The sequence below is a fragment of the Arthrobacter sp. JDC6 genome (assembly GCF_056484025.1).
The window spans coordinates 2,295,253-2,320,358 of the sequence record NZ_CM151278.1; the positions used below are offsets into that span (position 1 = coordinate 2,295,253).

Below are 25,106 nucleotides of genomic sequence, written 5' to 3' on the forward strand. Positions count from 1 at the left end.
GCGTGACGATGCCGCGTGGCCGGCCAAGGGAGCCAGCCGGCGTCCCGGCCCGTGCCGGCGGGGCGCAGGCAGGCAGCGGGGCGTTAGGCTGGTTGCTGATGACTGCTGAGAGTACGTTGATCCTCCTGGTGCGGCACGGCGAAACACCCACCACGGGTACTGTCCTGCCCGGCAGGGCCCCGGGACTGCACCTTTCCGAGCGCGGCCGTGCCCAGGCGGACGCTGTTGCCGAACGCCTTTCCGGCCTGCCCGTCCAGGCCATCTACTCCTCGCCCCTGGAGCGTGCAAAGGAAACCGCGGAACCTGCGGCGGCACGGACAAGCATGGCGGTGACGGAAGAACCCGGACTTCTGGAGTGCGACTTCGGTGACTGGACCGGCGCCGCGCTCGCCGGCCTTGCGGGCCTGCCGGAGTGGCAGACCGTCCAGCACAATCCGTCGGCCTTCCGGTTCCCCAACGGAGAGGGCTTTTCCGGGATGCAGGCCCGGATGGTCGGCACCCTGGAGAACCTTCGCGCCGCCCACCGGGGCGGCGTGGTGGTGTGCTTCTCCCACGCGGACCCCATCAAGGCGGCCGTGGCCCACGCCCTGGGCACCCATCTGGACCTTTTCCAGCGGATCATGATCAGCCCGGCGTCGGTCTCCGCGATTTCCTACGTGGACGGCCGGGCGCCGGCCGTGCTCACGGTGAATTCGACGTCGGAACCCCTGAGCGGGCTGAGGTCGCCGTGATGCCGTGCGGAGTGTCATCGGATGGATGGCCGCGGGACGCGGCCGCACGGGGCATGCGGTGTCCGGCCGGGAACTGACCCTCCTTAACGAGGGCCGCGTGGAACTGCTGGGCCGCATCATGAGCGGCAGCAACGCCACCTTCCTGGTGGAGGTTTCCTGCGCGGATGAGTCCGCCTGGGCGGTCTACAAGCCCGAAGCCGGGGAACGGCCGCTCGCGGATTTCGACGCCGGCCTGTACCGCCGGGAACGCGCAGCCTATCTGCTCAGCGAAGCACTGGGGTGGGGCATCGTTCCGCCAACAGTTGTCCGATCGGACGCGCCGCTTGGGGTGGGCTCCCTGCAGTGGTTCGTCGAAGGGGACCCAGAGGAGCACTACTTCACCCTCTACGCCGACTCGCCCGGGACCCACGCCGCGTTGGCCCGGATCGCCCTGTTCGACTACGTGGCAAACAATACGGACCGGAAGAGTGGGCACGTACTGCGCAGCACTGACGGCCACATCTGGGGAATCGACCACGGCCTGTGTTTCTCTGCCGCGTTCAAGCTGCGCACCGTGATCTGGGACTTCGCCGGCGACCCCATTCCGGACGACCTGCTTGAGGACATCAGTCCCCTGGCCACCACGGTGCCGGCCGATGTGGCCGGGCTCCTCGACCACGCCGAAGTGGCAGCCCTCCGGCGGCGCGTCCAGCGCGTGCTTCAGGACAAGGTACTTCCCGTTGACCACACGGGCATGCGCTACCCGTGGCCCTTGATCTGAGTCAGCTGCGCCGGGAAATCCCGGTCCGGCCGGCGCTCACTGGGCCTCCGGGCGGCCTTGCGCTGCGGCCGCCGCCGGGGCCGCCTGCTCCAGGTAGGCGCCGATGTGCTCCAGCAGGTAATGCTGTCCCAGCACCGTGGGGTGGTCGCCGTCCGGGCCGATGAGGTCGTCAAAATCGTCGCTGATCCAGCCCTCGGCGATGGGGTCCACGAACTCCCCGCCTGCCTGCCGGGCAGCGGCCCTTAGCTGATCGCTGATGTCCACGAGGGCGGGGTCCGGGGTTGCAGAGTACGACGGCGGCCCCACCACGATGATCTTCGCTTCCGGGGCAAGGGCTTCCGCACGGTCCATCGCGGCCAGGGCGGCGCCGCCAACGTCTGCGGGCGCAAAGCCAAGGTCATTCTCTGAACCGAAAAAGACCACGATGCCGGTGTCCGGTGTCACGAAGTCTTCGACCTCGGTGCCGAAAGTTCCGTCAAGATCACCTGTGCTGAGGTAGCCGCTGCCATTCTCGGCAGCGTTGACAACCTCCAGGCCGGCGCCCAGCGGGTCCTTGCGCATCAATGCCGGCCACGCCTGCTGCGGCGAAGTGCCGTGACCGGTGCTCAGCGAGTCCCCCACTACCACTACGCGGACCGGCGCCGCGGCGGCCGGGGGCTGGGTGGGGGCCGTACTCCCTGAGGTTATGGCCAGGACCAGGCCAACTGCTCCCGCCGCTATCACGCGGCCGGGATGCCGGTACACAGGATGTCCCTGAAGCAGCACGCCGTGGTGCATCGGTCCACCTCCTGCCAGCAAATCGTCGCGGGCCGGAGGCGGCTGCGCGCCGCCAATCCGTCCCCTGTCCGTATCCCATCGTAGGCAATGGTGGGAATACTGTAGGGCCAAGGTGACCAGGATCAAAGGATGCACAGCGACTGCACAGGAACTTTAGGGGCCTTAGGTATCCCTGGGCTTGAGCCGCATCCGCCATATGCGGCTGCCTGCGGCTACTCTTTTACCCGTGCAGCAGCAAACCGCGGGGTGGGACCCCGCAACCAGCCTTTCCGAGCAGGCACCCGGCGTGTATTTCGCTGAAGGGCCGGCGTCCAACTGGATAGTGGTGCGGGACGGCACGGGATTCATCCTCATTGACAGCGGATATCCCGATGACCGCCGCCACGTCATCGCGTCGCTGCGCCACCTGGGCCTGGAACCTGCGGACGCCCTTGCCCTGCTGGTCACGCACGGCCACGTGGACCATACCGGCTCCGCGGCATTCTTTTCCGAGTCCTTCGGGACCCCTGTCCTGTGCGCTCCCGCGGAGTTGGCGCATGTGCAGGGGAAGGAGAAGCACCAAGTCACCCTGGGCCAGGTCCTCAGGCGAGCGTGGCGGCCGCGTGTGTTCCGCTGGATGGTGCACGCCATCAGGGCAGGCGCGCTGGCGGCCAGGCCCGCGACGCAGGCGGAGGCCTGGGACGACGCCACACTCAAAGCCCTGCCGGGCAGCCCTGTTGCCATCTCGGTGCCCGGGCATACGCCCGGCAATGCAGCAATCCTTCTTCCGGCTGCGGGTGCCATCGCCGTTGGAGATTCGTTTGTCAGCGGCCACCCGATCAGCCGGACGTCCGGTCCGCAGATGCTGCACGCGATGTATCACTCAGACCGGGCCGCGGCGCTGGCCTCCGTGCGGACCCTGGCGGGCGTTGACGCCCCGGTTGTCCTGCCCGGCCACGGGCCGGCCCTGCGCATCCAGCTGGACGAAGCGGTAGCCGGCCTGGTCAGCCAGGCCGGCTCGGCAAGTCCGGGCAGGCGCCGTAAGTAAGGCCGCATCCGGGCATCCCGGTCCCGGAAGGGGCCCAGGGGCACAAGCTAGAACTTTCCGTACCGTGCCCGGGCCATGGAGTACACCCCGTAACAGATGAGCCCTGCGGCGATGGCGCCCAGCAGGAACACCCCATAAGGCTGCGAGCCCAGGGTCTTCAGCCCGCCGTCCAGGCCGGAGGACTTGGAAGGGTCGGCAGTTGCGGCCGCCACGATGATCAGCACGCCAACGACGGCGAGCACCACGCCTTTGGCTGCGTAACCGACTGTTCCGAGCCACTTGACGGCAGTCCGGGCGTTGCCCGGGTCCTGCAGGTCCTTCATGAACTTCCGGGTGATGCCCCGGTAGGCGTAATAGACGCCGGCGCCGATGATTGCCAGCCCCACCGCGATCACAAGAACCACGCCTGCGGGCGCTCCCATGAGCTTTGCCGTGAAGTCACTGGCCGACTGGCTGGAGTTCTTGCTGCCCCCGGAGGCGAAGACGGCGAAGGTGAAGGCCAGGAAACCGAAGACCACGGCCTTTCCCCCGGCGCTGGCGGCAGCCTTCAGCTTCTTCTTGGAGTCTGTCTCGGAGCGCGCCCCAATAAACGCCTCACTGAGCATCCACAGGGCAAGCGCAGCGCAGGCCACCGCCCCGACCCACAGCAGGATGCCGCCGCCGGGCTTGGAAGCCAGGGATCCGATCGCCCCGGACTGGTCGGCTTCACCACCCTGGCCCCGGTCCACCTGCAAGGCGATGGCCCCGATCAGGATGTGGACCAAACCGATGAAGACAAATCCGGCACGGGCCAGAATACGGACCGCGGGGCTGCGGCTCGCCGACGCGGCCTCGGATACTGCCTTGTTCGCTCCCTGCGACGCGTTGCCCATGGCCGGCCCTTCCTCAATATGTAGTTGGTCTTCTGTCCCCGGTCGGCGTCCCCCGCCTGCCTGCGTCACGGAATGCTTTAGTGTAAATCCGTCCGCGCTGTCCCGACAGGTCCCCTCAAGTTCCGGCCAGGCACGGTTGGCCACTACAGTCGAAGCGGTGCATGCCAAACAGAACGCTGAGCAACTGACCGAGTTGGACCACCCGAATTTTGCGGCTGACCAGGCCGAAGACGGCTTCGTCCGGGTGCGGGGTGCACGTGAGAACAACCTGCGCAACGTCAGCGTGGATGTGCCGCGGGATGCCATTGTGGCGTTCACTGGAGTATCGGGCTCCGGCAAGTCGTCCCTGGCCTTTGGCACGATCTACGCCGAGGCACAGCGCCGGTTCTTCGAGTCCGTCGCGCCATATGCCCGCCGGCTCATCCAGCAGGGCCACAACCCCAAGGTGGAGCAGATCACCGGGCTGCCGCCCGCCGTCGCCCTCCAGCAGCGCCGGGGCACAGCCACTTCCCGGTCCACGGCAGGGACCGTCACCACGCTCTCCAATTCGCTGCGCATGCTGTTCTCCCGCGCCGGCAGCTATCCCGCCGGAGCTCCCCCGTTGGACTCGGACGCTTTCTCCCCCAACACCGCGGCAGGCGCCTGCCCGGAATGCCATGGCCTTGGCACCGCCCACACCGTCACTGAAGCATCACTGGTTCCGGATCCGTCACTGAGCATCCGCGACGGCGCGATCGCCGCCTGGCCCGGCGCCTGGCAGGGCAAGAACCTGCGGGACATCCTGGCCCACCTGGGCTACGACGTCGACACCCCCTGGCGGGAACTGCCGAAAAAGGACCGCGACTGGATCCTGTTCACTGAGGAACAGCCCGTGGTGGAAGTGACACCGCAGCGGGACCGCGTGGCCAAGCCGTACAAAGGCCGGTTCTGGAGCGCCCGGAGCTACGTAATGCACACGCTGCTCGATTCCAAGAGCCCGGCCATGCGTGAAAAGGTGCTGCGCTTCATGGAAACCGGACCGTGCCCGCGGTGCGGCGGAACGGGGCTTCGGTCCGAGGCCCTTGCAGTGACCTTCGCCGGGCACACCATCGCCGGGCTCAATGCCGTGCCCATGACCGAGCTGGCGGAGATCATCCGCCCCACCACCCTGCTGGCCGCGGCAGGCACGGCCTCGCGGAAGCAGTCATCCGAATCCAACGAAGTCGCTGTGGCCATCACCCGGGACCTGCTGCAGCGCGTCAGCGTGCTGCTGGATCTTGGCCTGGGCTACCTGGCGCTGGGCCGGGCCACGCCAACGCTCTCGCCGGGCGAGATGCAGCGGCTCCGGATTGCCACCCAGCTCCGGTCCGGGCTGTTCGGTGTGATCTATGTGCTGGACGAGCCGTCGGCCGGCCTGCACCCCGCCGACGCCGAACCACTCCTGGCGGTGCTGGACCGGTTGAAATCATCCGGAAACTCCGTGTTCGTGGTGGAGCACAACATGGATGTGGTCCGGCGAGCCGACTGGCTGGTGGATGTGGGTCCCCGGGCGGGCGAAGACGGCGGGCAGGTGCTCTACAGCGGGCCCGTTGAGGGCCTTAACGCCGTGGCAGGGTCCGTGACCCGGCCGTTCCTGTTCCCAAACGGTTCAGCAGGGTTGACGGACGACGGCGGCGGCGCCGGCATGGGTGCGCCGCGGGAACCCTCCGGGTGGCTCGATCTGCGCGGCATCAACCGGCACAACCTGCGGAACCTGGACGTGGCCTTTCCGCTTGGTGTCCTGACAGCCGTCACCGGCGTCTCCGGCTCGGGAAAGTCCACCCTGGTCAGCAAGGTCCTGGCGGACGTTGCCGGCACGTCCCGGCAGGCCAGCGACGACAGCCTCGAGCCGACTGAGGAGCCAGGTATGGACCGTGACGAAGACGGTGCCGGCAGTGTGGGGCACGCGTCCGGGCTGGAGCGGATCGACCGCACGGTGAAGGTGGACCAGAAGCCGATCGGCCGCACCCCCCGTTCCAACCTGGCCACCTATACAGGGCTCTTCGATGCCGTCCGCAAGGAGTTCGCCGCAACGGGCGCGGCCAGGAGCAGGGGCTTCGGTCCCGGGCGGTTTTCCTTCAACGTGGCCGGCGGACGGTGCGAAACGTGCCAGGGCGAGGGCTTCGTGGCCGTGGAACTGCTCTTCCTGCCCGGCAGCTACGGTCCGTGCCCCGAATGCAGCGGCTCGCGCTACAACCCCGAAACCCTGGAGGTCACCTACCAGGGCAGGAACATTGCGGAGGTGCTGGGCATGACCGTCAATGCCGCGGCCGGCTTTTTGGCCGGGGTTCCCACTGCCGCCCGGTCCCTGCAGACACTCCAGGAAGTGGGCCTGGGCTACCTTCGCCTGGGCCAGCCCGCCACCGAGCTGTCCGGGGGTGAGGCGCAGCGCATCAAGCTGGCCACCGAGCTGCAGCGCGCCCGCCGCGGCCACACGCTGTACCTGCTGGACGAGCCCACCACGGGACTGCATCCGGCCGATGTCGAACTCCTGATGGCGCAGCTTAACCGCCTGGTGGACGCCGGCAACACCGTGATCGTGGTGGAACACGCCATGGATGTGGTCGCGGCCGCGGACTGGGTGATGGACCTGGGACCGTCCGGAGGCGACGCCGGCGGGAAGCTCGTCGCCGCCGGCCACCCCGCCGCCGTCGCACGTTCAGCCAACAGCCGCACAGCGCCCTACCTGGCAGCCGCCCTCCGGGACCGGAAGGCCGGGGACGGAACGGTAGCGGGCAACGCCCTTGCCCCGGACCGCGCAGAGGCGTAGGACGGAGGAATGCGTTCCCGGCCGGCCATGCCCCCTCACACTGTGCTCCAAGGCAGGGTGGCGGTGGTGACCGGCTCCAGCCGCGGGCTGGGGTTTGCCATGGCCCGGGTGCTGGGCCTGCATGGCGCGGCGGTGGTGCTGGCATCCAGAACGGACGACGGCGTTGCTGCCGCCGTCGGGCGTCTGCGCCTGGAAGGCATCGCGGCGGACGGAAGACGCTGCGACACCGGCGACCCGGCGGACGTTGACGCACTCCGCGACATGGCCCTCAGCCGTGGGACGCTGGACATCTGGGTCAACAACGCCGGCACGCCAGGGGTCTAAGGACCGACGGCATCGACGCCCGTGGCTGACTTCACACGGGTGGTGCGGACCAACATCCTGGGCACTTTCCACGGTGCCAGGGCTGCCCTGCCGGTGTTCCTGGAGCAGGGCCATGGTGACCTGGTGAACCTCTACGGCCAGGGTGACCGCGGTCTCGTGGCGCTGCAGAACGCCTATGCATCAAGCAAGCGGTGGGTCCGCCAGTTTACGGAGACGCTTCGGCTGGAAACCAAAGGTACGGGGGTCCGGGTGCACGGCATGAATCCCGGCCTGGTGGAGACGGCCCTCCTGGGAAAGGTCGCGTCCCAGGCCGGGTACGAACAGCGTCTCGGTGCACTGCAGGTGGTGGTGGGCCTGTGGGGGCAGAGTGCCGACCAGGCCGCTCAGCCAATCGTGAAGCTGGTGACGTCCGACAAAGCGGAATACCGGTTCCTGACCACGAGGCGGCTGGTGACCCACGGGCTGCACAACGTCCTCGCCGGCCGCCTGCGCCGGACAAACAGGATGCCCCTGGAGGTCACCGTGGTGGACTCAGACCTGGAGCCGTGACCGGACTGCTCCCCCCGGCGCGCCGTTAGGGAACCGAGACCTTACCAATGCCGGCTTGTGACGCGGAACACACTATGCTCGACAGCACCATCGGGATCGCGGGAAGAGGCACCATGAGCATCGACACTGAGGTTGGGTCCATCCACAACACCGGGGATGCAGCGCTGGTCACCGCGGCAGCGAATGCCATCACCACAGCCATAGCCGCCGCCATGCAGGGCGTCCTGGAACGTCACGCAGCCTACAACTGGGTATGGACCGACGAAATCCGGTGCCGGGGGTGCGGAGCCAGCCTCGCAATTCCTTACCTTTCCAGCACACGCGCCAATGCAGACCTCGTCTTTGAGGCCCACCGTTCGGCGGAAGTCGGAGCACTGCTGGGAACGGGTTCCGGACACCCGAACCGCCGCTGACCCGTCACTGCGGCAGCCACGGACCGGCCCTTTCCTGCCGGACGCCTGACCGGACCCCTCCGGCATCTGCCAGGTGCCGCCGTCGTACGCCCATCTTCGTTGCTGCAGGCAAATATCCGCCCGGCTCTGGACTCTTGACCGGGGCCCAATCAGACTGGCTACAACAGCTGGCCAGGCGCAGATTCCAATGGTTCGGGTAAATGGACGGCTGCATTCATTGGGGTTTTACCGTGAAGCGTTTTTCGCGGCATTGAAAGGACCTGGCCATGCCGGACTTTGCACCGTTCTTCCCGCTAATTGCCACTGTTTTGGGCGTACTTGTTGCCATTGTCTTCATTTGGGTGGCGACAAAGCTGATGTGGAAGGTGGCTGAACCCAACGAGGCCCTGATCATCTCCGGACTCACCCGGGGAACCCTGGAGACCAGGGCAGGAATGGACTTCAAGATTGTCACCGGTAAAGGCGCCCTGGTCCTTCCCGGCCTCCAGACGGTACGGACGCTCTCGCTGACATTGAATGAAACCGAACTCAAGGTTTCCTGCGTGACGTCGCAGGGCATCCAGGTCATTGTGGAGGGCGTGGTCATTTACAAAATAGGTGACGCACCGCCATTCATTGCAAATGCGGCCCGCCGCTTCCTGGGCCAGCAACCCAAAATGGAAAGCCAGGTCTACAACGTCTTTGAGGGCCACCTCCGCTCCATTATCGGCAGCATGACCGTGGAGGAGATTATCCGCGAACGGGACAAGCTTGGGTCCCAGGTCCGCAGCGCCAGCGGAGTGGAGATGGAGAAGCTGGGCCTGGTGGTGGATTCCCTGCAGATCAAGGACCTGCAGGACCCTACCGGCTACATCCAGAACATCGCCAAGCCGCATATTGCCCAGGTGAAGATGGAGGCCCGGATTGCCGAGGCCACCCGCAACCGGGAGGCGGCAGAGAAGGAAGCGGAAGCTGCGGCCCTGATCGCGGACGCGCAGAGCGTTTCGGCAATCCGGCAGTCCGTGGCGCAGGCCAACGCGGAACGCGCCAGGGCCAACGCAGCCCAGGCCGGCCCGCTCGCCGAGGCCACGGCCCGGCAGCAGGTGGTGGTCCAGGAAACCGAAGTCGCCAAGCTTGAGGCGGACCGTGAGGAGCAGAAGCTGCAGACGAGTATCCGCAAACCCGCTGATGCGAAGGCCTACGCCAAACGCACCGATGCTGAAGGCCAGAAGGCGGCGGATATCAGCGCTGCGGAGGCGCTGGCACGCCGCACCGAGCTCGAGGCGCAGGCGAACGCGCGGCGCACGGAACTCCAGGCCCAGGCGAATGCCACCGCAGCCGCCGCCGCAGCAGGAGCAACCAAGGTCACCGGCGAGGCTGAAGCCGCCGCCACCAGGGCCAAAGGCGACGCCGCGGCGTCCGCCATCAAGGCCAAGGCACTGGCCGAAGCGGACGGCATCAAGGCCCGGGCCGAAGCGCTGGGCACCAACCAGGACGCGGTCATCTCCCAGCAGCTTGCCGAAAACATGCCCGCCATCATCGCCGCTGCAGCCGAGCCTTTCTCCCACGTGGGCAACATGACCGTCCTCAACGGCGGCGAAGGCGTCAACAAGATGCTGGGCGGCATCCTGGCACAGGCGGGCGACTACCTGCCTGCCCTCGCATCAGCGCTCCGGAAGGGCGAAGACACCAAGCGTCCGCCGAAGGCTCCCGGTGCATAGGCCCGCCCATGCGCAAGGACGTTGACCGGAGCCTGACGGGGAAGATCGGCCGGGTGACCGGGCGCATCGGCCCGGGCACCATCGGGGAAGTCATGCTGCCCTACCTCGGCGGCATCATGGCGTTCCACGCCCACCCGTTCGACAAAACCAGCGACTTCCCGGTGGGCAGCGAGGTGCTGGTGATCTACTACGAGCCGCCGCAAACGGTGTATGTGGACGAGCTGCCGGACGTGCTGAAGCACGCGGAGTAGGTCCTTCCACCGTGCCCTCGTTCGCGGTGTAGCTAACGCCCGCCCTCCATTTTCCGGCTGCGCTGTTCCTCAGCCATGGGTCCGTAGGGATAAACGCCGGCCTCTGGCTGGCTGGCCTGGGTAAGCCGGTCCACTTCATCGGCACTGAGCTGCAGTTCGGCGGCGGCGAGGTTGTCAGCGAGCTGTTCCGTGGTCCGCGCCCCCAGAATCACCGAGGTAACAGCCGGGCGGTCCGCCAGCCAGGCCAGGGCCACCTGGGACGGGCTCACGCCGTGGGCGTCGGCGATGTCCTGGACGGTGTCGATGACAGCCCACGTGCGCGGGTTCTCGTTGCGCGCCTGCCACGCCTCCATGCCGCGTTTGGGGTTTTCCCCCAGGCGGGTTGCACCGGTAGGCTGCTGGTCGCGCTTGTACTTGCCCGAGAGCCAGCCTCCGCCCAGGGGCGACCACGGCAGCAGGCCGATTCCTGCGTCGAGGGCTGCCGGAACGATCTCGAATTCGATGTCGCGGACCAGCAGGCTGTACTGGGGTTGCAGGCTGACGGGCGGGTTCCATCCCAGGTTGCGTGCAACGTGCACAGCCTTGGTCAGTTGCCAGCCAAGGAAGTTCGAGAAACCGTAGTAGGCGATTTTGCCGCGGCTCACAGCGTCGTCCAGGAAGCGGAGGGTTTCCTCCAGCGGGGTGATCGGGTCCCAAGCATGCATCTGGTACAGGTCGATCTGCTCCACGCCCAACCGGCGGAGGGAATCATCAAGGGCGCGGGTCAGGCGACGCCGTGAGGTTCCGACGTCGTTTGGTGCCGTCCCCATGGGAAAGCGCCCCTTCGTGGCGATCACCGCCCTGTCCCTCACGTCGGGGCGCTCGGCCAGCCAGCGGCCGATGACTTCTTCGGACACTCCCGCACTGTAGACGTCCGCGGTGTCGATGAAGTTGCCGCCCGCGTCGAAATAGCTGTCAAGGATGGCATGGGATGTCTCCTCCGTCGCCTCCGCGCCGAAGGTCATGGTTCCCAGCGCGTAACTGGTGACCACGGCGCCGCTGTGGCCAAGGGTTCGATGCTGCATGGCTTCTCCTCGTATTCAGTGGTTATGGGGCGGAAAGTGGCGGGCAGCCGCGTCCCTGGTGGTGGTACGGATCCGGTACAGGCTTGTGGTTGCCGTGATGTAGAGGTCCTGGCCGTCGGAACCGCCAAAGCACAGGTTCGAGACCGTCTCGGGCACTGGGAGGGTGTCCAGGAGTTCGAAGGACGGTGAGTAGACCCTTATGGACGGGCCGGCGGAGGTCCAGATCCTGCCTTCGACGTCCACCCTGAGGCCGTCGGCCGGGTGGCCGTCCTCAAGCTCGAGCGTCCCCGTCCTGGCGCTGCAGCGTCCCTCATGGACGTTGTACGTTGCGATCCGCAGCGGAACGCCATAGCGGGAACCGGCCGTATCCGCGACGTAAAGAACGGACTCGTCGGGCGAGAAGGCAAGCCCGTTGGGGTGCACCAGGTCGGTGATTTCGGCCGTCATCGATCCGGAATCCGGCTCGAAGCGGAAGACATGGCAGCCACCATATTCCTGCTCACCCTCGTGGCCTTCCCTTGTCCCCGGCAGGATTCCATAGGGCGGGTCCGTGAACCAGATGCTTCCATCGCGGGCGATGACCACGTCATTGGGTGAGTTCAGCCGGTGACCCTCGAAGGAATCCACCAGGCCCGTCACTATGCCTTCGCGGTCGCGCTCCACCCGGCGCTGCCCGTGGCTGCACTGGACCACGCTGCCGTCGGCGTCGAGGGTGCGGCCGTTGGTGAACTCGACGCCCACCGCGTAGTCCCGGGTGGCCCCGGTGGCGGGATTGAACTCGAGGATGCGGTTGTTCGGGATGTCGCTCCACCGCACGGTTTTCGAGGACGGCACCCACACGGGGCCCTCTGCCCAGACCGAACCCGTGAAAAGGCACTCGAGCCGGCCCGTGGTTAGTTCGTCAGCCAATGGAGCTCCTTTGCGTTCCAGGTACCTGCCGCCGGCTTGCCGGCAAGGGGACGGGGTCCCGGCCCGGGGGGCCAGGGATCCCACAGGCCCGAACTTACCCTAGCCCTGTCGTTGGGTCTGCGGGACGCGCAGGCTGCCGTACCTTTCCATCCGGTGCCACCGAAGGTGCACTCCGGCCACTGCTGTGACGACGGCCTGGATGACCACCAGGTACATGAGCTGCCGGTAGACGAACTGCTGCAGGGGAAGCGTCCAGAGCGGGCCGAGCCGTTCCCTGTCGAGCCGGAACGCGTAAGCAGCCATAAGGAATTGAACCGCCAGGAACAGGAGCCACAGCACCCCGATCCGCAGGGGGTCAAGGAAGATCAGGCCGTACAGGGCAAAGACATCAACGACGGGCGCGAAGAGGGGAAGCAGTACCTGGAGGACAAACAGGTAGCCGAGCCCGCGCCGGCCGAGCTTCCCGGCCGCGCCTTTTTGCAGCACAGCCCCCCGGTGCTTCCACATAGCCTGCAGGGTGCCGTAGCACCAGCGGTACCGCTGGCGCCACAGGGCGCCGAGGGTTGCGGGCGCCTCCGTCCAGGCCTTGGCATCCTCCTGGTACACCACGCGCCAGCCGTCCCGGCACAGTGCCATGGTCAGGTCGGTGTCCTCAGCGAGCGTGTCATCGCTGACACCGCCGACGTTGCGGAGGGCCTCGATCCGGAAGGCCCCAATTGCCCCGGGAACGGTGGGCATGCATTCGGCGACGTCGAACAGCCTGCGGTCGAGGTTGAACCCGACAACATACTCGATGTGCTGCCATGCACCCAGGATGCCTCCCCGGTTGGCCACCTTGGTGTTGCCGGAGATCGCGCCCACGCGGGGGTCCGCGAAGGGCTGGATGAGGGCGCGGACTGTATTCGGTTCGAAAACGGTGTCACCGTCCACCATGACAACAAGGTCGTGGCCCGCGGCCTGGATTCCGGCGTTCAGGGCGGACGGTTTGCCGCCGTTCTCCTTGCGGATGACGGTCACGCCGGGCAGGCCGAGAGCCTCCACGATGTCGGCGGTCCCGTCGGTGGAGCCGTCGTCCACCACAATGACTTCCACCGGATGCGTGGAGGCAAGGATAGACCGGACCGCCGCTTCAATTCCGGCGGACTCGTTGTAGGCGGGGACAATCACCGTCACCGGTTCGATGACCGCCGGCCCCACCATCACGTCGACGCGGCGCCTGCCCCGACCAGGCGTGGGGAGGCGCCGCGCTGCGCGACTGTGGCGGGCAGCGAAGAACATCACCAGGACGGCGCGCACGAAAGTCACGGCGCCGGCGGCAACGAGTCCCCACGAGATGGCCGTGACGACGAAGTCGCTGAGGCGGATGCCCCACACGAACGCAGAGCCGCGAACCTGTTCCACGCTGGATGCGGGGCGCATGCTGTCAATGCCCACCGCATCCCCGACCGTGGTGACGCGGTACCCCTGCTCCGAGAATCGGGAGAGGGCGGAGTCCAGCGCGGCGACGGTCTGTTCCCTGTCGCCGCCGCCGTCATGCATGAGAACCACCTGCCCCTGCGGCCCGGACGGCGTGAGATTGTCCTCGATCGCTCCGGCGCCCGGCGTTTGCCAGTCCTTGCTGTCCATGCTGCTCAGCACGGTGAGGTATCCCTCATCCGCCAGCCCCCGCAGCGCGGACCACATGCTGTCCGTAATGGCCCCGTTGCCGGCGGTGTAGGGCGGCCGCAGCAGGGACGCGGCCCGGCCGGTGACGCCCACAATCGCGTCCTGTCCGCCCTGCACCTCAAGTTCCCGGCGCCAGTCGGGAGCTGGGCCGAGGTCCGTGTGCGTCAGCGTGTGGACCCCCACTTCATGGCCTTCGGCCACGATGCGGCGCAAAAGATCCGGGTTGTCCACCGCTGCGGAGCCCACGACGAAGAAGGTCGCATGGACACGGTGTTCCCGGAGGACGTCGAGGATGCGGGGCGTCCACAGGGCGTCAGGGCCGTCGTCGAACGTCAGGGCGACCGTCCGGTCCGGCGGCCTGACGGACGTTACGGTCCCGCCACGGGAATCCAGCACCGGGCCACCGTGGGAAACGGCATCCGGGACATTCCCGGCGGCCTGGTTCACGGGCACCTGGTCCACGCCGGCACCGCCCAGGTGGTGCAGGTATCCCTGCACCACCAAAGCCAGCCCCAGCGCCATCAAGGTGGCCAGGAGGACGAACCAATGGGCCCTGACATTCGCGGGCACATTGCTCTTTGCGTTTCTGGTGCCCTTGTTCCGGAGGGTCATGTTACTGGCGGGAAGGGGCCGACGGCCGCGTTGCCTGGCCCGGCGCAACACCGCTGGACCCCGGCGCAACACCGCTGGTACCCGGGGCCGTCCCGCTGGAGCCGGGGGCGGTTCCAGCGGCACCGGGAGCCGTCCCGCTCAGTCCGGGTTGAGTGGACGCAGCAGGAACCGGAGCAGCAACAGGGGCGGAAGTCGCGACGGCGGTACCGCCCACCGGGGGTGCGGCCGGTGCGGCGGCCAGGGCCACCGGCACTGCCGCCGGGGACTGCTCAACGGGCGGAGCGGCGGGGCCGGACAAGGCTGCGGCAGTGTGGGAATCAGCCGCTGGTGAAGACGGCGGAATTGACGGCTGGTCGTGGGGGCCTGCCGCGGCGGGAAGGGGCAGGAAGGGCGCGGAGACCCCGGAGCCGCCAATGAACGCGGCAAGCACCAGGACGACGTATCCGGCCACCAGCCCGAGAACCCCCAGGCCAATCAGCTGGACCCGCCGGAGGCGCCGTCCTGAGGCATCAACAAAAACGGGTCCGCGCGGGGAACCTGCGGGCAGCTGATCGGAAGTCTTCTCAGGGGCTTTCATCGAGCATCAACCTTAGGGGACCCGGATTGGCTACCACAAAACCCGGGCCCCCGGCCCCTGGCCAACGGCGGGGTGGAAATCCAGGGGCGGGCCGTCACCATTCCACCCCGGCGCCGGCAAAGGCGGGCACCACTTTGGCCGGTCAAAACGAAAACGGCGTTCGAGTGCCACAACCATGGCATTGGTGTCGGATAGAATCCCCTCTCGGCGAGTCCCACTCGCCTCGATACCCGCTAAAGGGCGGAGGTTGACAGCAGAATACAAGGGGAAGCAATGAGGCATGCCGCGGCTAAGGTCCGGGCGCACGGCACCAACGGCTCCGGGGCCAGACGGGACATCCAGGGCCTCCGCGCACTGGCCGTTGGGATCGTCGTCATCTACCATCTTCGGCCTGAAGCCCTCCCGGGCGGGTTCGTAGGAGTCGACGTGTTCTTCGTCGTCTCGGGCTTCCTCATCATCGGCTCCCTTGCCAGGGAAGCGTCAAAGAACGCGTCAATCTCCGTTCCCGAGTTCTACGCACGGCGCATCCGCCGCCTCTTTCCGGCGTCGGCCGTTGTTTTGGTTGCAGTCCTGGCCGGGGCAATGCTGCTGCTTGCCCAAAGCCGCTGGCAGAACATCTCCTCCGATGTACTGTTCTCGCTGCTCCAGGTACAAAACTGGCATCAGGCCCTGTCCGCAGTCTCATACGCCGGCGCAACGCAGGAAGTGTCTCCCCTTCAGCACTTCTGGTCCCTTGCCGTCGAGGAGCAGTTCTACCTCGTCATCCCGTTCTTCTTCCTTGGCCTGATCTCCGCGGCGCTCGCCACAGGCAAGCCGCCCGGCCGCTTCATCGTCCCGGCGTTGTCCGTGACTGCCCTGGCGTCGTTCGTCTACAGCATCTACCTGAGCGACCATGAACACACCATCGCGTACTTTGCCACGACGACGAGGATCTGGGAACTCGCCGTCGGCGGGCTCGCCGCTCTCCTGCCGGCACTGCCGAAACCGTCCGGCCGGCTTGCAGCGGTCAGCGGGTGGCTGGGCGTCTCTGCCATCGTCGTCCCCGCTTTTCTCTTCAGTACTGACATTGCCTTCCCCGGCAGCATCGCCGGCATCCCAGTACTCGGGACCGCCATCCTCTTGCGCACTGGCCCTCCATCATCAGCCGTTCCGTGGTCCGCTTCCAGGTTCCTTGCCATCCGGCCCATGACGCTCGTCGGAGACGTGTCGTATTCCCTGTATCTGTGGCACTGGCCCGTCATCGTTTTCGCTGTCGCGCTCTTGGGCCGCGCGCCACGCATCAGGGAAGCGCTGCTTCTCGCCCTGCTCAGTCTTGTCCTCGCCGTAGCCTCCTACCACCTGGTGGAACAACGCTTCCGGCACCGCTCAGGGCATGCTGGCTGGAGCGTGTACCGCCGGACTTACGCGATGGCGCTGTGCGGCGCGATGGTGGTGTCCGTTGCAGCGTGGGCGCCGTGGCAGGTAATTGAGATTAAGCGCGCACAACTGTCGACCGAACTGTCGGACCACGATTACCCCGGCGCCCAGGCGTGGTCCACCCGCCCCGCGCCGGTACCTGCCGGCCTCCCCATCCGCCCTGATCCCTCGGTCGCCATGCAGGATGTACCTGCCACCAGCGCCGGGGCCTGCGGCGTTTACGACCCCGCCGTGGTGCCTGACACTGATTGCTGGTTCGGTTCGGTGGCACAGCAGGATGCGCCTGTTGTTGTGGTTGTCGGGGATTCACACGCCGGCCAGTTTGTTGACCCCCTCATTGCCGTATCCCGGAAGATCCCGCTGAGAATCCACGCCCTGGTGCGGAACGGCTGCCCGTTTGCCTTGACTCCGCCGCGGTCCGAGACCACCCTCTACGCCAACTGTTCGAACCAAAATTCCGTAACAGCCGAAAGAATCGCGGCAGGAAAACCGGACCTCGTCCTGGTTGCCGGGATGCGCGAGCCCGGTTACAAAAAGGCTCTTGGGTGGTCCTGGGCGCCGGATGCCCCGCTTGTCGAGGGTTATGTTCAGACCCTTTCCCGGCTGCGTGCTGCGGGACTGCGGGTCGCGGTCGTCGCGGACCTGCCGTATCCACAGGGCAACCCGGTGGAATGCATTCAAAAGTATGCCGACCACGGCGCTTGCGCCACGCCTGCCTCGGAGGCCCTTGCGGGCGGGGATGACGCGCTTGTGGGGGCGGCCCGCCGGGTTGGAGGCATTGAAATTGTTGACCTCTCCAGGCTCTTTTGCCGGGACGGCCTTTGCCCGGCTGTCATCGGGAACGTCTTGGTCTATCGGGACAACCACATGACCAATACCTTCGCGAAGTCACTGGGACCGGACCTCGCCGTCGCCTTACGCCTGGGGTAGGTGTCTGTTGCGGTTCCGGCAATCCCACAGACGGCGGCGGGGCCCGCTGACAGCCAGACTTCAGTAACGGCCAGGGATTTCGACGGCCGGACTGATGACCCAGGCGCAGGCTTTGGTTAGGATCAAGGTTCCACGCTCAGTCGTTTGAGGCCTTGGCGCCCGCCGTGCCCCCGGGAGCGCCAAGGAGGCAGAGAGGCCACCATGGACGTCACACAGGCTGCTGATTATCCGCTCGACCCCTTTCCCCACTACGAACAAATGCGTGCAGCCGCTCCTGTCTTCCAGGACGGCCAATCGGGGAGCTGGCACGTGTTCCGGTATGACGATGTTCAGCGGGTGCTGTCCGAGCACGCTACGTTCTCATCCCGCATGGGCGGTGAAAATCCGTCCGGCTCCGGCCAGCTCTTCGCCTCAAGCCTCATCACCGCCGATCCCCCGAGGCACCGGCAGCTGCGCTCCCTGGTGACACAGGCTTTCACGCCAAAGGCCGTTGACGCGCTGGCTCCACGTATCGCCGGCCTCACGGACGAACTCCTGGAGGGGATCGCGGCCCGCGGGAGCGGCGACCTGATCAAGGAATTGGCGTACCCGCTGCCGGTCATCGTGATTTCCGAGCTCATGGGCATCCCGGCGGAGGACCGCGAGCGTTTCAAGCAATGGTCCGACGTGATTGTCAGCCAAACCCGCACTGGCCCGGCCAGCGACGGGCAGGACGCAACCGCCTCAGAGATGATCGAATACTTCCTGGCCCTCATCGACCAACGCAGGAGCCGCCCCGGCAGGGACCTGATCAGCAGCCTGCTGTCTGCCGAGATTGACGGCCAAAAGCTCACGGTCCCTGAACTGCTCGGCTTCTGCAGCCTGCTGCTCGTCGCCGGCAATGAGACCACCACCAACCTGATCGGCAACGCCGTTCTATGTTTGTCTGAGTCGCCGGGCTCTCTCGAGCGTGTCCTTAAGGAGCCGGCCCTGCTTCCCCAAACCCTCGAAGAGGTGCTGCGGTTCCGGTCGCCGGTCCAGTCCATGTACCGGGTGACGGTGGCGGAGACGATTTTGGGCGATCAGCGAATCCCGGCCGGGGCACCGGTTGTTGCCTGGATCGGGTCCGCCAACCGCGACGGGCAGCAATTCGAGCGGCCGGCGGAGTTCGACATTGACCGCAACCCCAACCGTCATCTGGCGTTCGGCCACGGCATCCACTTTTGCCTCGGCGCGCCCCTTGCCCGGCTGGAGGCCAGGATTGCGCTGGAGGCACTGCTGGCCCGCTTGCCTGGGCTCTCCTTGGCTCATGAAGCGCAACTGGAGCGGATGGAAAGCACCATCGTTTACGGACTGAAGGCACTTCCCGTCAGGTGGCAGCCTGCCTGACGCACGGACGGCCGAGTCCACGGGGAGACCCCGTATGCACCTGAAGCCGGCACTGCGACCGCCAGCCGCCCGGCATCATTCGGGGGTGCCCGTTTCTGCGGCGTAAGCGGTCGCCTGGGCCCGCACCTGACGGATGTAGGCATCGGACTGGTTGTAGGAGTGGATGGCGTCTGCCCACCCCTGCGGGGTTGTGAGGTCCCGGCCGTGGGCGCACAAATATGTGGCCGCGCTGAGGGCGGCGTCGTCGATGTTGGACGGGTCCGCTGTTCCGTCCCCGTTCCCGTCCCTTCCTGCAAGCCGCCACGTGGAGGGAATGAACTGCATCGGCCCCACCGCGTGGTCCCACCGGGCGTCGTCGTCAAGGGCGCCGCCATCCGTATCCGCGATGGCGGCGAATCCATCGCCGTTAAGGCTTGGTCCCACGATGGGCCCGCTCGCATGGCCGTTGCTGTCCAGGCGGCCGCCGCCATAGGTTCCATGGGCTGATTCGACGAAGCCGACAGCAGCCAGAGTATTCCAGCCGATTCGACACATCGGGGTGGCGTCATTGGCCGTGGCGGCGGCACCAACGTAGGCCCGCAGGGCCCGGGCAGGGATACCGGTCTGGGTGGAAGCCTCCAGCAGCCACTGGGCGTCCGGGCTGCGTGTTACGTTGACGGCGGTGTCGATGCCGGCGGGGCCGAGTGCGAAAGTTGCCCCTGCCCGCGGCGGTGCGGAAAAGGCCACCCGGGCGTCCGCGCCTGGCTGCCGGATGAGCCAGAAGGAGACAGCAGTGCTGATGCAAACGACAAACAGGCTGAAAACAACAAAGCGTTTTACACGGAGCACTGACTAATCAAACCATCAACCGCGAGGGCTGAAGGACGAGCCGGTTCCCAACCGGCCATGCAGCGCCCGGGAACATCGTCGGATCCATCTTCTTCAGCACGCAGTATCGGTACCATCAGGCATGGGCAGGAAGAACTACCTCATCGAAGGCGGCTCAGGAACCGGCAAGACCGCTGTCTGCGACGAGTTGCGCCGGCGCGGTTATCACGCAATCAACAGTGACCGCGAACTGGCCTATCAAGGCGATCCTGAGACCGGTGAACCACTCGCCGGCATCACCGGCGTCTCCGTGCACCATCACCATCTCTGGAGGGTGGACGACGTGAAGGCCCTCACCGAAGACCGGCGGGAGGCGGTGACGTTCTTCTGCGGCGGATCCAGGAATCTCTCAAAGTTCATTGAGCTTTTTGACGCGGTGTTCGTTCTTGAGGTGGACCTCGAAACGCTTCGCCGGCGGCTTGATGCGCGCCCAAAGGACGAGTGGGGAGGGCGCCAGGCTGAACGGAAGCTCATAGAACGCCTTCACGGAACACGGGAAGAAATCCCGTCCGGTGCCATTGCGATCGACGCTACTGCACCACTCCAGAGCGTGGTGGATGACATCCTCCACAGGACCGGAACAGGTTCCGGGAGCTAAGCAGGCGGTTTACGAAACCTGCGCGCGATGGTTGTCTGCAAGGACGGCAAGGTCGCGGATCAGGCGCTGTACCTCATGTTCCCGCCTGCTGGAACGCGAGGTCTGTTGAACCGTGCTGGGTCTTGCCAAGGGCCCCACAGGTGGAGCGGGCACCGGCCGCGTCACCGTATGTTCGTCCTTGGCGGCCGGCGGATTGCTTGTGCTCATGCGGCCCCCCTTGGCCTGGTCAATTGGGGGACTGTCCCCCAAGTCGTAGCTGTACGGCCACTTTAGGAAGCCCTGCGGCCACGGGGAAGATATTTTGTCCACTACAGGGATTTATTGTTTCAATCTTGAGCTTGGCTTCATTGTCGGCTGTCGACCAAGAACCCCCACGGCCTCCCGCCGCGAAGGTGCTGCCAGTGACCGGACCATTGCCTTGAACCGCGGCCATGGCGACCATGGAAAGGTGGGAATGAAGGACAGGCAGCGTGGTCTTGCTTTCACCCTTTGCTTGCCGATTGTGGCCTGGGGAACCGCCGGCTGCGCGTATGAGTACAAAGAGACTGTGCAGAGTCCCATGGCGAGCCCGTCCCCAGTCGCTGATTCCCCTGCCCCCTACGTTGACCCGCTCGTCCTGGAGCGCGAGGTGGGAAACTATGCTGAGCTGGACCGGCTTCTTAAGGCAGTACCTGGGCCTGCGCTCCTTTTCGAGGAGGGACCCCTGGATGGCCCCGTCAGGGGGTTTGGCACGATGGCGAAGGTGCCGGCGGCTGGGCTGTACACCATCACCGTAGCCTGCGTGGGTGGTTCCGGCGCTGTGGTCTCCGTGGGGCAGGAGCATCCCGGCGCCCCCTTTCAGCCGGTGGAGCTGTGCCTGAAGTGCGCAGGGGCCACGTCCAGGGTCCTCCCACTTGAGCAGGGGTACGTTTTTGCGCATCTGGTGCTGCCCGTTCCGGGCGATACGCCGTGGACAGGGGCGGGGGGCGGAGTACGTGTCACCGGTCCCGGCGCGTCATCGTTGGGCCCGTCACCGGATTCTTTGTTGGACTCCTCCAAAATCGAGTCGCCCAGGGAGAACTAGCGTCTGCTGTGAGGCATATTCCGTGTAGACGCAAAGGACCAAGTAATGACCATCCAGGCAAACCTTCCCAGCGCCGGCAGCACCGGGACCACCGCGGGCGGAGGCTACGCAATCCTGGAAACCGCCCGCCGGCAGGTTCTCGGGGACGGCATCGGCCTGAACCAGGCCCAGCTCGAAGAGGTCCTCCGGCTCCCGGATGAGGCGCTTCCAAGCGCCCTTGAATTGGCCCACCAGGTACGGCTCCGCCACTGCGGGGAGGAAGTGGAGGTAGAGGGTATTATCTCCATCAAGACCGGCGGCTGCCCGGAGGACTGCCATTTCTGCAGCCAGTCCGGTCTCTTTGACTCCCCCGTCCGTGGCGTGTGGCTGGATATCCCGGAACTGGTCAAGGCCGCCAAGGAGACAGCCGCCACCGGGGCCACGGAGTTCTGCATCGTCGCTGCCGTCCGGGGGCCCGACATCAAGTTGATGAACCAGATCAAGTTCGCCATCGACCGCATCACCCAGGAAGTGGACATCAACATCGCCTGCTCGCTGGGCATGCTGACGCAGCGCCAAGTGGACCAGCTCAAGGAGTGGGGGGTGCACCGCTACAACCACAACCTGGAAACGGCACGCAGCTACTTCCCCGAAGTCGTCACCACCCACACCTATGAGGAACGGCTGCAGACCTGCGCCATGGTCAAGGACGCCGGCATGGAACTGTGCTGCGGCGCCCTTATCGGAATGGGTGAAAGCCTGGAGCAGAGGGCTGAACTGGCCGCCCAGCTCGCAGCCCTGGAACCCCATGAAGTGCCGCTCAACTTCCTCAATCCCCGGCCTGGAACTCCGCTGGAGAACCAAGGCATCATGGACGGCAAGGACGCCCTCCGCGCCATCGCCGCCTTCCGCCTGGCCATGCCCCGCACCGTTCTTCGGTACGCCGGCGGCCGCGAACTCACCCTCGGCGACCTCGGCACCCGCGATGGCCTGCTCGGGGGCATCAACGCCGTCATCGTGGGCAACTACCTCACCACCCTCGGCCGCCCTGCCACCGCAGACCTGAACCTGCTCGTGGACCTCAACATGCCCATCAAGGAACTTCAGAAAACGCTGTGAAGAGAGCTTTTCCCTCCATGCATTCAGCCGCCGGGAACTTTTGCGGGCACTGCGGCGAGGCGTTCGACGGCGGCAACCACCCGCCGTCGAACGCCCACCAACGCTGCGGCGAACGCATGGCAATGGAACCGCCGCGGTACTGCGCCGCCTGCGGGCGCCGGATGAAAGTACAGGTGACGCCGCTTGGCTGGACAGCGGAGTGTTCCCGGCACGGCGTGGTGGTGGCCTGAGCCGGGGGCTTCGCCCACGTCTATTGACTATGGTGTGGCACCGCGCTATACCTCAACTAAGTCCAGCAGCAGGCCCCGCTTCAGCTCAGCCGGAGGCCGCTGTGACATCACCCCTATCCCCCACCCGCTGCAGGATCCTGCGCGTCAGCAGCCACCCCGGACCCCACCATGGCATGGGACCGCCCGTGGTGCGTCCGGGTACAGAGGCACCACGCCAATGACCCCGTTCTTTACGTGAACCAGCAAACCCCTGCTTCCTGAGGAAGTGCCGCAGTGGACACGATTCCGACAGTGCTCCTTGTCATCGGCGTTGCGTTCGCCTGGATCGGCCTGACCGTCCTCGTGATCGTCCATCTTCGCCGCCGAAGGAACGGATCCACCCTGGTGGCATCAGCGCCGTCTACCACGGTCCACCTTCATGCAAGGCCATGGCACAGCCGCATGCGCCGAAACCGTGCCGCTCCACACCCCCGGAGGGTAAGCCTGCGGCGGGCACGGGGCCGAGGCAATACCCCCCACATCTGATCACTGTCTCGAAAGCAGCGCCGCGCTGGACCCATGCATACTGAAAGCACCGCCATGGTCCCAGGCACCAAATCGCCATCAAGGAAGATAAGCCGTGTACCGCCTTCTTCGCTTTGCAGGCCCCGGCAAAGTAGAGATCATCGAGAGCCAGAGCGTTGCCCTCCAGCCCGGAGAGGTTCGGGTCCGCACCCTGTTTTCGGGTATCTCGGCCGGGACCGAGATGACCGCGTACCGGGGCACTAATCCCTACCTGACCTCCGTATGGAATCCCGGGATCCGCCTGTTCCAGCAGGATCTACGTGAACCGCGGCTTGGCTACCCCCTGGACGGGTGGGGATACTCGGAGGTCGGAGAGGTCGTGGAGGTTGCTGCCGTGCCCGACCCGGTCGATGAGGGGAAGGACGCCGGCCGGCCTGTCAAAGTCGGAGACACCGTCTGGGGCATTTGGGGGCACCAGTCCGAGGCTATCCTGCTGGCAAAAACCGTGGCCGGTCACCAACTGCCCGAGGGCATGGACCCGCTCGCTGCCGTATTTGTGCGGGTGGGAGCGATAGCCCTGAACGCCGTCCTGGCAGCTGACCTGGGGGTGGGTTCGACGGTTGCCATTTTTGGCCAGGGCGTCATCGGCCTGCTGGCCACCCGCTTCGCCGTTTTGAACGGCGCGACGGTGATCGCAGTTGACGGAATCAGGGTGCGCCAAAACAAGGCACTCGCTTGGGGTGCGGAGGAAGCCTTGGCGCCGGACCCGGATCCCGCAGCCCGGATTCGCGAACTTACCGGCGGCATGGGGTGCGATTGCGCCATTGAACTCAGCGGGAACTACCGCGCCCTCCACGAGGCCACACGGGCCGTGGGTGCCGATGGCACAGTGGTTGCTGCCGGCTTTTACCAGGGCGGCGCGGCACCTCTCCGCCTGGGAGAAGAGTTCCACCACAACCGGGTCCAGATACTCGCCTCGCAAATCGGTTCGGTCCCAAACCGGCTGCGCACCCGGTGGAGCGTTCCCCGCCTGGAACAGACAGTGATCGCTTCGATCGCGTCCGGCGCCCTGGATGCAGCCTCCCTGGTGACCCACCGGTTCGACATCGCAGATGCTGCCAAGGCCTACGAGCTGTTGGATAACAATCCCGAGTCTGCCCTTCAGACAGTTTTGGAGTTCCGATGATCCCGCTCACCGTACAAGAGCAGCACCTGCCCGGTAGCTGCCTGGAGGAGAAATTTGAGAGAGCCGTTGCCTGGGGCTTCGACGGAATTGAGCTCCGCGCCCAAGGCGACCTGGGTTTCCAGAACCGTCTGTCCGAGCTTCGGCGCGCACGGCAGAACGGAGTGGTCATGCCCACCGTATGCGTGGACATGCTTCACTTCATCGGAGACTTTGACGAGGCCCTCCGTCGGGACGCCGTGGTTCAACTTCGATCCCAGCTAAGTGTCATGGCCGAGCTGGGGGGCCGGGGCGCCGTAACCCCGGCCTCGTACGGCATGTTTTCAAAACGCCTTCCCCCGTTCATTCCGCCGCGAACCCAGGAGGAGGACACGGCCGTGCTTGTTGATGTTCTCGGTCAACTTGGCGGGCACGCCGAGCGCGAAGGCGTAGAACTCTATCTGGAACCCTTGAACCGGTACGAAGACCACATGGTCAACACACTCGCCCAGGGCGTGGAACTGCTGCGGAAAGTCGGACTCGGTTCGGTCAAGCTTGCCGCAGACACCTATCACATGAACATTGAAGAAGCAGATCCCGCAGCGGCACTGGAGGCAGCGGGCGCTTTCGTCGGCCACGTCCAGGCCAGCGACTCCAATCGACTGGAACCGGGCGCCGGCCACATCGACTGGGCTCCGATCGGCGCCGCCCTCAAGGCCATGGGGTACCAGGGAACAGTGGCCCTCGAGTCCCGGCTTTCCGGTCCCCCTGAACTGGTCCTGCCCCGGGTCCCGGAACTGCTCAGACGCTTCCTCTGAGACGCTGGCCTTTCGGGGGATAATCCATCGGTG

Annotated in this window: 22 protein-coding genes and 1 pseudogene; 15 read left to right on the forward strand and 8 right to left on the reverse strand. The window is 66.1% G+C overall.

What is annotated here, in order from left to right; genetic code table 11:
• The first annotated feature begins 98 nt into the window (after positions 1–98).
• On the forward strand, positions 99–731 hold the full coding sequence (locus tag ACV095_RS10710) for an MSMEG_4193 family putative phosphomutase (RefSeq protein ID WP_142073092.1): 633 nt from the start codon (positions 99–101) through the stop codon (positions 729–731).
• A 25-nt stretch (positions 732–756) separates the two neighbouring features.
• Complete coding sequence (locus tag ACV095_RS10715; RefSeq protein ID WP_478221794.1) at positions 757–1,491, forward strand: SCO1664 family protein; 735 nt, start codon at positions 757–759, stop codon at positions 1,489–1,491.
• A gap of 36 nt (positions 1,492–1,527) precedes the next feature.
• On the opposite strand, the gene ACV095_RS10720 is transcribed toward ACV095_RS10715, so the two are convergent.
• Positions 1,528–2,268 (reverse strand): SGNH/GDSL hydrolase family protein, encoded by a 741-nt coding sequence (locus ACV095_RS10720; RefSeq protein WP_018770998.1) that lies wholly within the window; start codon positions 2,266–2,268, stop codon positions 1,528–1,530.
• A gap of 226 nt (positions 2,269–2,494) precedes the next feature.
• Here ACV095_RS10720 and ACV095_RS10725 point away from each other — a divergent pair, with 226 nt between their 5' ends.
• Positions 2,495–3,295 carry an MBL fold metallo-hydrolase gene (locus ACV095_RS10725; protein ID WP_478221795.1) on the forward strand — a complete coding sequence of 267 codons (801 nt, stop codon included), beginning with the start codon at positions 2,495–2,497 and terminating at the stop codon, positions 3,293–3,295.
• Between the two features lie 47 nt (positions 3,296–3,342).
• On the opposite strand, the gene ACV095_RS10730 is transcribed toward ACV095_RS10725, so the two are convergent.
• Positions 3,343–4,167 (reverse strand): DUF1206 domain-containing protein, encoded by an 825-nt coding sequence (locus tag ACV095_RS10730; protein WP_018771000.1) that lies wholly within the window; start codon positions 4,165–4,167, stop codon positions 3,343–3,345.
• A gap of 184 nt (positions 4,168–4,351) precedes the next feature.
• Between ACV095_RS10730 and ACV095_RS10735 the strand changes: the two genes are divergently transcribed.
• From ACV095_RS10735 to ACV095_RS10755, 5 genes and pseudogenes are all read left to right on the forward strand, one after another.
• Positions 4,352–6,955 (forward strand): excinuclease ABC subunit UvrA, encoded by a 2,604-nt coding sequence (locus ACV095_RS10735; RefSeq protein ID WP_478223444.1) that lies wholly within the window; start codon positions 4,352–4,354, stop codon positions 6,953–6,955.
• Positions 6,956–7,054: 99 nt separating this feature from the next.
• A pseudogene (locus ACV095_RS10740) lies at positions 7,055–7,828 on the forward strand (SDR family NAD(P)-dependent oxidoreductase).
• 113 nt (positions 7,829–7,941) lie between these two features.
• Positions 7,942–8,241 (forward strand): hypothetical protein, encoded by a 300-nt coding sequence (locus ACV095_RS10745; protein WP_478221796.1) that lies wholly within the window; start codon positions 7,942–7,944, stop codon positions 8,239–8,241.
• A gap of 266 nt (positions 8,242–8,507) precedes the next feature.
• Positions 8,508–9,941: a flotillin family protein gene (locus tag ACV095_RS10750; protein WP_056390168.1), complete on the forward strand. Its 1,434-nt coding sequence runs from the start codon at positions 8,508–8,510 to the stop codon at positions 9,939–9,941.
• Positions 9,942–9,949: 8 nt separating this feature from the next.
• The gene (locus ACV095_RS10755) at positions 9,950–10,192 is read left to right on the forward strand and encodes a hypothetical protein (RefSeq protein ID WP_056390165.1); all 243 of its coding nucleotides are present in this window, start codon (positions 9,950–9,952) and stop codon (positions 10,190–10,192) included.
• A 32-nt stretch (positions 10,193–10,224) separates the two neighbouring features.
• On the opposite strand, the gene ACV095_RS10760 is transcribed toward ACV095_RS10755, so the two are convergent.
• The 4 genes from ACV095_RS10760 to ACV095_RS10775 form a co-directional block, all read right to left on the reverse strand.
• On the reverse strand, positions 10,225–11,256 hold the full coding sequence (locus ACV095_RS10760; RefSeq protein ID WP_134165391.1) for an aldo/keto reductase: 1,032 nt from the start codon (positions 11,254–11,256) through the stop codon (positions 10,225–10,227).
• A 15-nt stretch (positions 11,257–11,271) separates the two neighbouring features.
• Positions 11,272–12,165: an SMP-30/gluconolactonase/LRE family protein gene (locus tag ACV095_RS10765; RefSeq protein WP_134165392.1), complete on the reverse strand. Its 894-nt coding sequence runs from the start codon at positions 12,163–12,165 to the stop codon at positions 11,272–11,274.
• 99 nt (positions 12,166–12,264) lie between these two features.
• Positions 12,265–14,400 (reverse strand): bifunctional polysaccharide deacetylase/glycosyltransferase family 2 protein, encoded by a 2,136-nt coding sequence (locus ACV095_RS10770; RefSeq protein ID WP_261377335.1) that lies wholly within the window; start codon positions 14,398–14,400, stop codon positions 12,265–12,267.
• A gap of 43 nt (positions 14,401–14,443) precedes the next feature.
• Positions 14,444–15,019, reverse strand: a complete 576-nt coding sequence (locus ACV095_RS10775; RefSeq protein ID WP_134165394.1) for a ribosomal eL19 family protein — start codon at positions 15,017–15,019, stop codon at positions 14,444–14,446.
• Between the two features lie 273 nt (positions 15,020–15,292).
• Between ACV095_RS10775 and ACV095_RS10780 the strand changes: the two genes are divergently transcribed.
• On the forward strand, positions 15,293–17,365 hold the full coding sequence (locus ACV095_RS10780) for an SGNH hydrolase domain-containing protein (protein WP_134165395.1): 2,073 nt from the start codon (positions 15,293–15,295) through the stop codon (positions 17,363–17,365).
• Positions 17,366–17,566: 201 nt separating this feature from the next.
• Positions 17,567–18,733, forward strand: a complete 1,167-nt coding sequence (locus tag ACV095_RS10785) for a cytochrome P450 (RefSeq protein WP_478221797.1) — start codon at positions 17,567–17,569, stop codon at positions 18,731–18,733.
• Between the two features lie 75 nt (positions 18,734–18,808).
• Here ACV095_RS10785 and ACV095_RS10790 read toward each other — a convergent pair whose 3' ends face one another.
• Entirely contained in the window at positions 18,809–19,561 is a 753-nt protein-coding gene (locus ACV095_RS10790) for a lytic transglycosylase domain-containing protein (protein WP_018771012.1), read from the reverse strand.
• A 121-nt stretch (positions 19,562–19,682) separates the two neighbouring features.
• Between ACV095_RS10790 and ACV095_RS10795 the strand changes: the two genes are divergently transcribed.
• Complete coding sequence (locus ACV095_RS10795; protein WP_478221798.1) at positions 19,683–20,198, forward strand: AAA family ATPase; 516 nt, start codon at positions 19,683–19,685, stop codon at positions 20,196–20,198.
• 9 nt (positions 20,199–20,207) lie between these two features.
• Here ACV095_RS10795 and ACV095_RS10800 read toward each other — a convergent pair whose 3' ends face one another.
• The gene (locus ACV095_RS10800) at positions 20,208–20,405 is read right to left on the reverse strand and encodes a hypothetical protein (protein WP_134165398.1); all 198 of its coding nucleotides are present in this window, start codon (positions 20,403–20,405) and stop codon (positions 20,208–20,210) included.
• 901 nt (positions 20,406–21,306) lie between these two features.
• On the opposite strand from ACV095_RS10800, the gene bioB reads away from it, so the two are divergent.
• From bioB to ACV095_RS10820, 4 genes are all read left to right on the forward strand, one after another.
• A complete protein-coding gene (gene bioB / locus ACV095_RS10805) occupies positions 21,307–22,359 on the forward strand; it encodes a biotin synthase BioB (protein ID WP_056390141.1) in 1,053 nt (350 codons plus the stop codon).
• Complete coding sequence (gene bsaP / locus ACV095_RS10810) at positions 22,356–22,589, forward strand: biotin synthase auxiliary protein BsaP (protein WP_223995005.1); 234 nt, start codon at positions 22,356–22,358, stop codon at positions 22,587–22,589. The genes bioB and bsaP overlap by 4 nt, the downstream gene beginning before the upstream one ends.
• Positions 22,590–23,208: 619 nt before the next feature.
• Entirely contained in the window at positions 23,209–24,279 is a 1,071-nt protein-coding gene (locus tag ACV095_RS10815) for a zinc-dependent alcohol dehydrogenase (RefSeq protein WP_056390138.1), read from the forward strand.
• On the forward strand, positions 24,276–25,073 hold the full coding sequence (locus ACV095_RS10820; protein WP_134165400.1) for a sugar phosphate isomerase/epimerase family protein: 798 nt from the start codon (positions 24,276–24,278) through the stop codon (positions 25,071–25,073). Before ACV095_RS10815 ends, ACV095_RS10820 begins: the two co-directional genes overlap by 4 nt.
• The last annotated feature ends 33 nt before the right edge of the window (positions 25,074–25,106 follow it).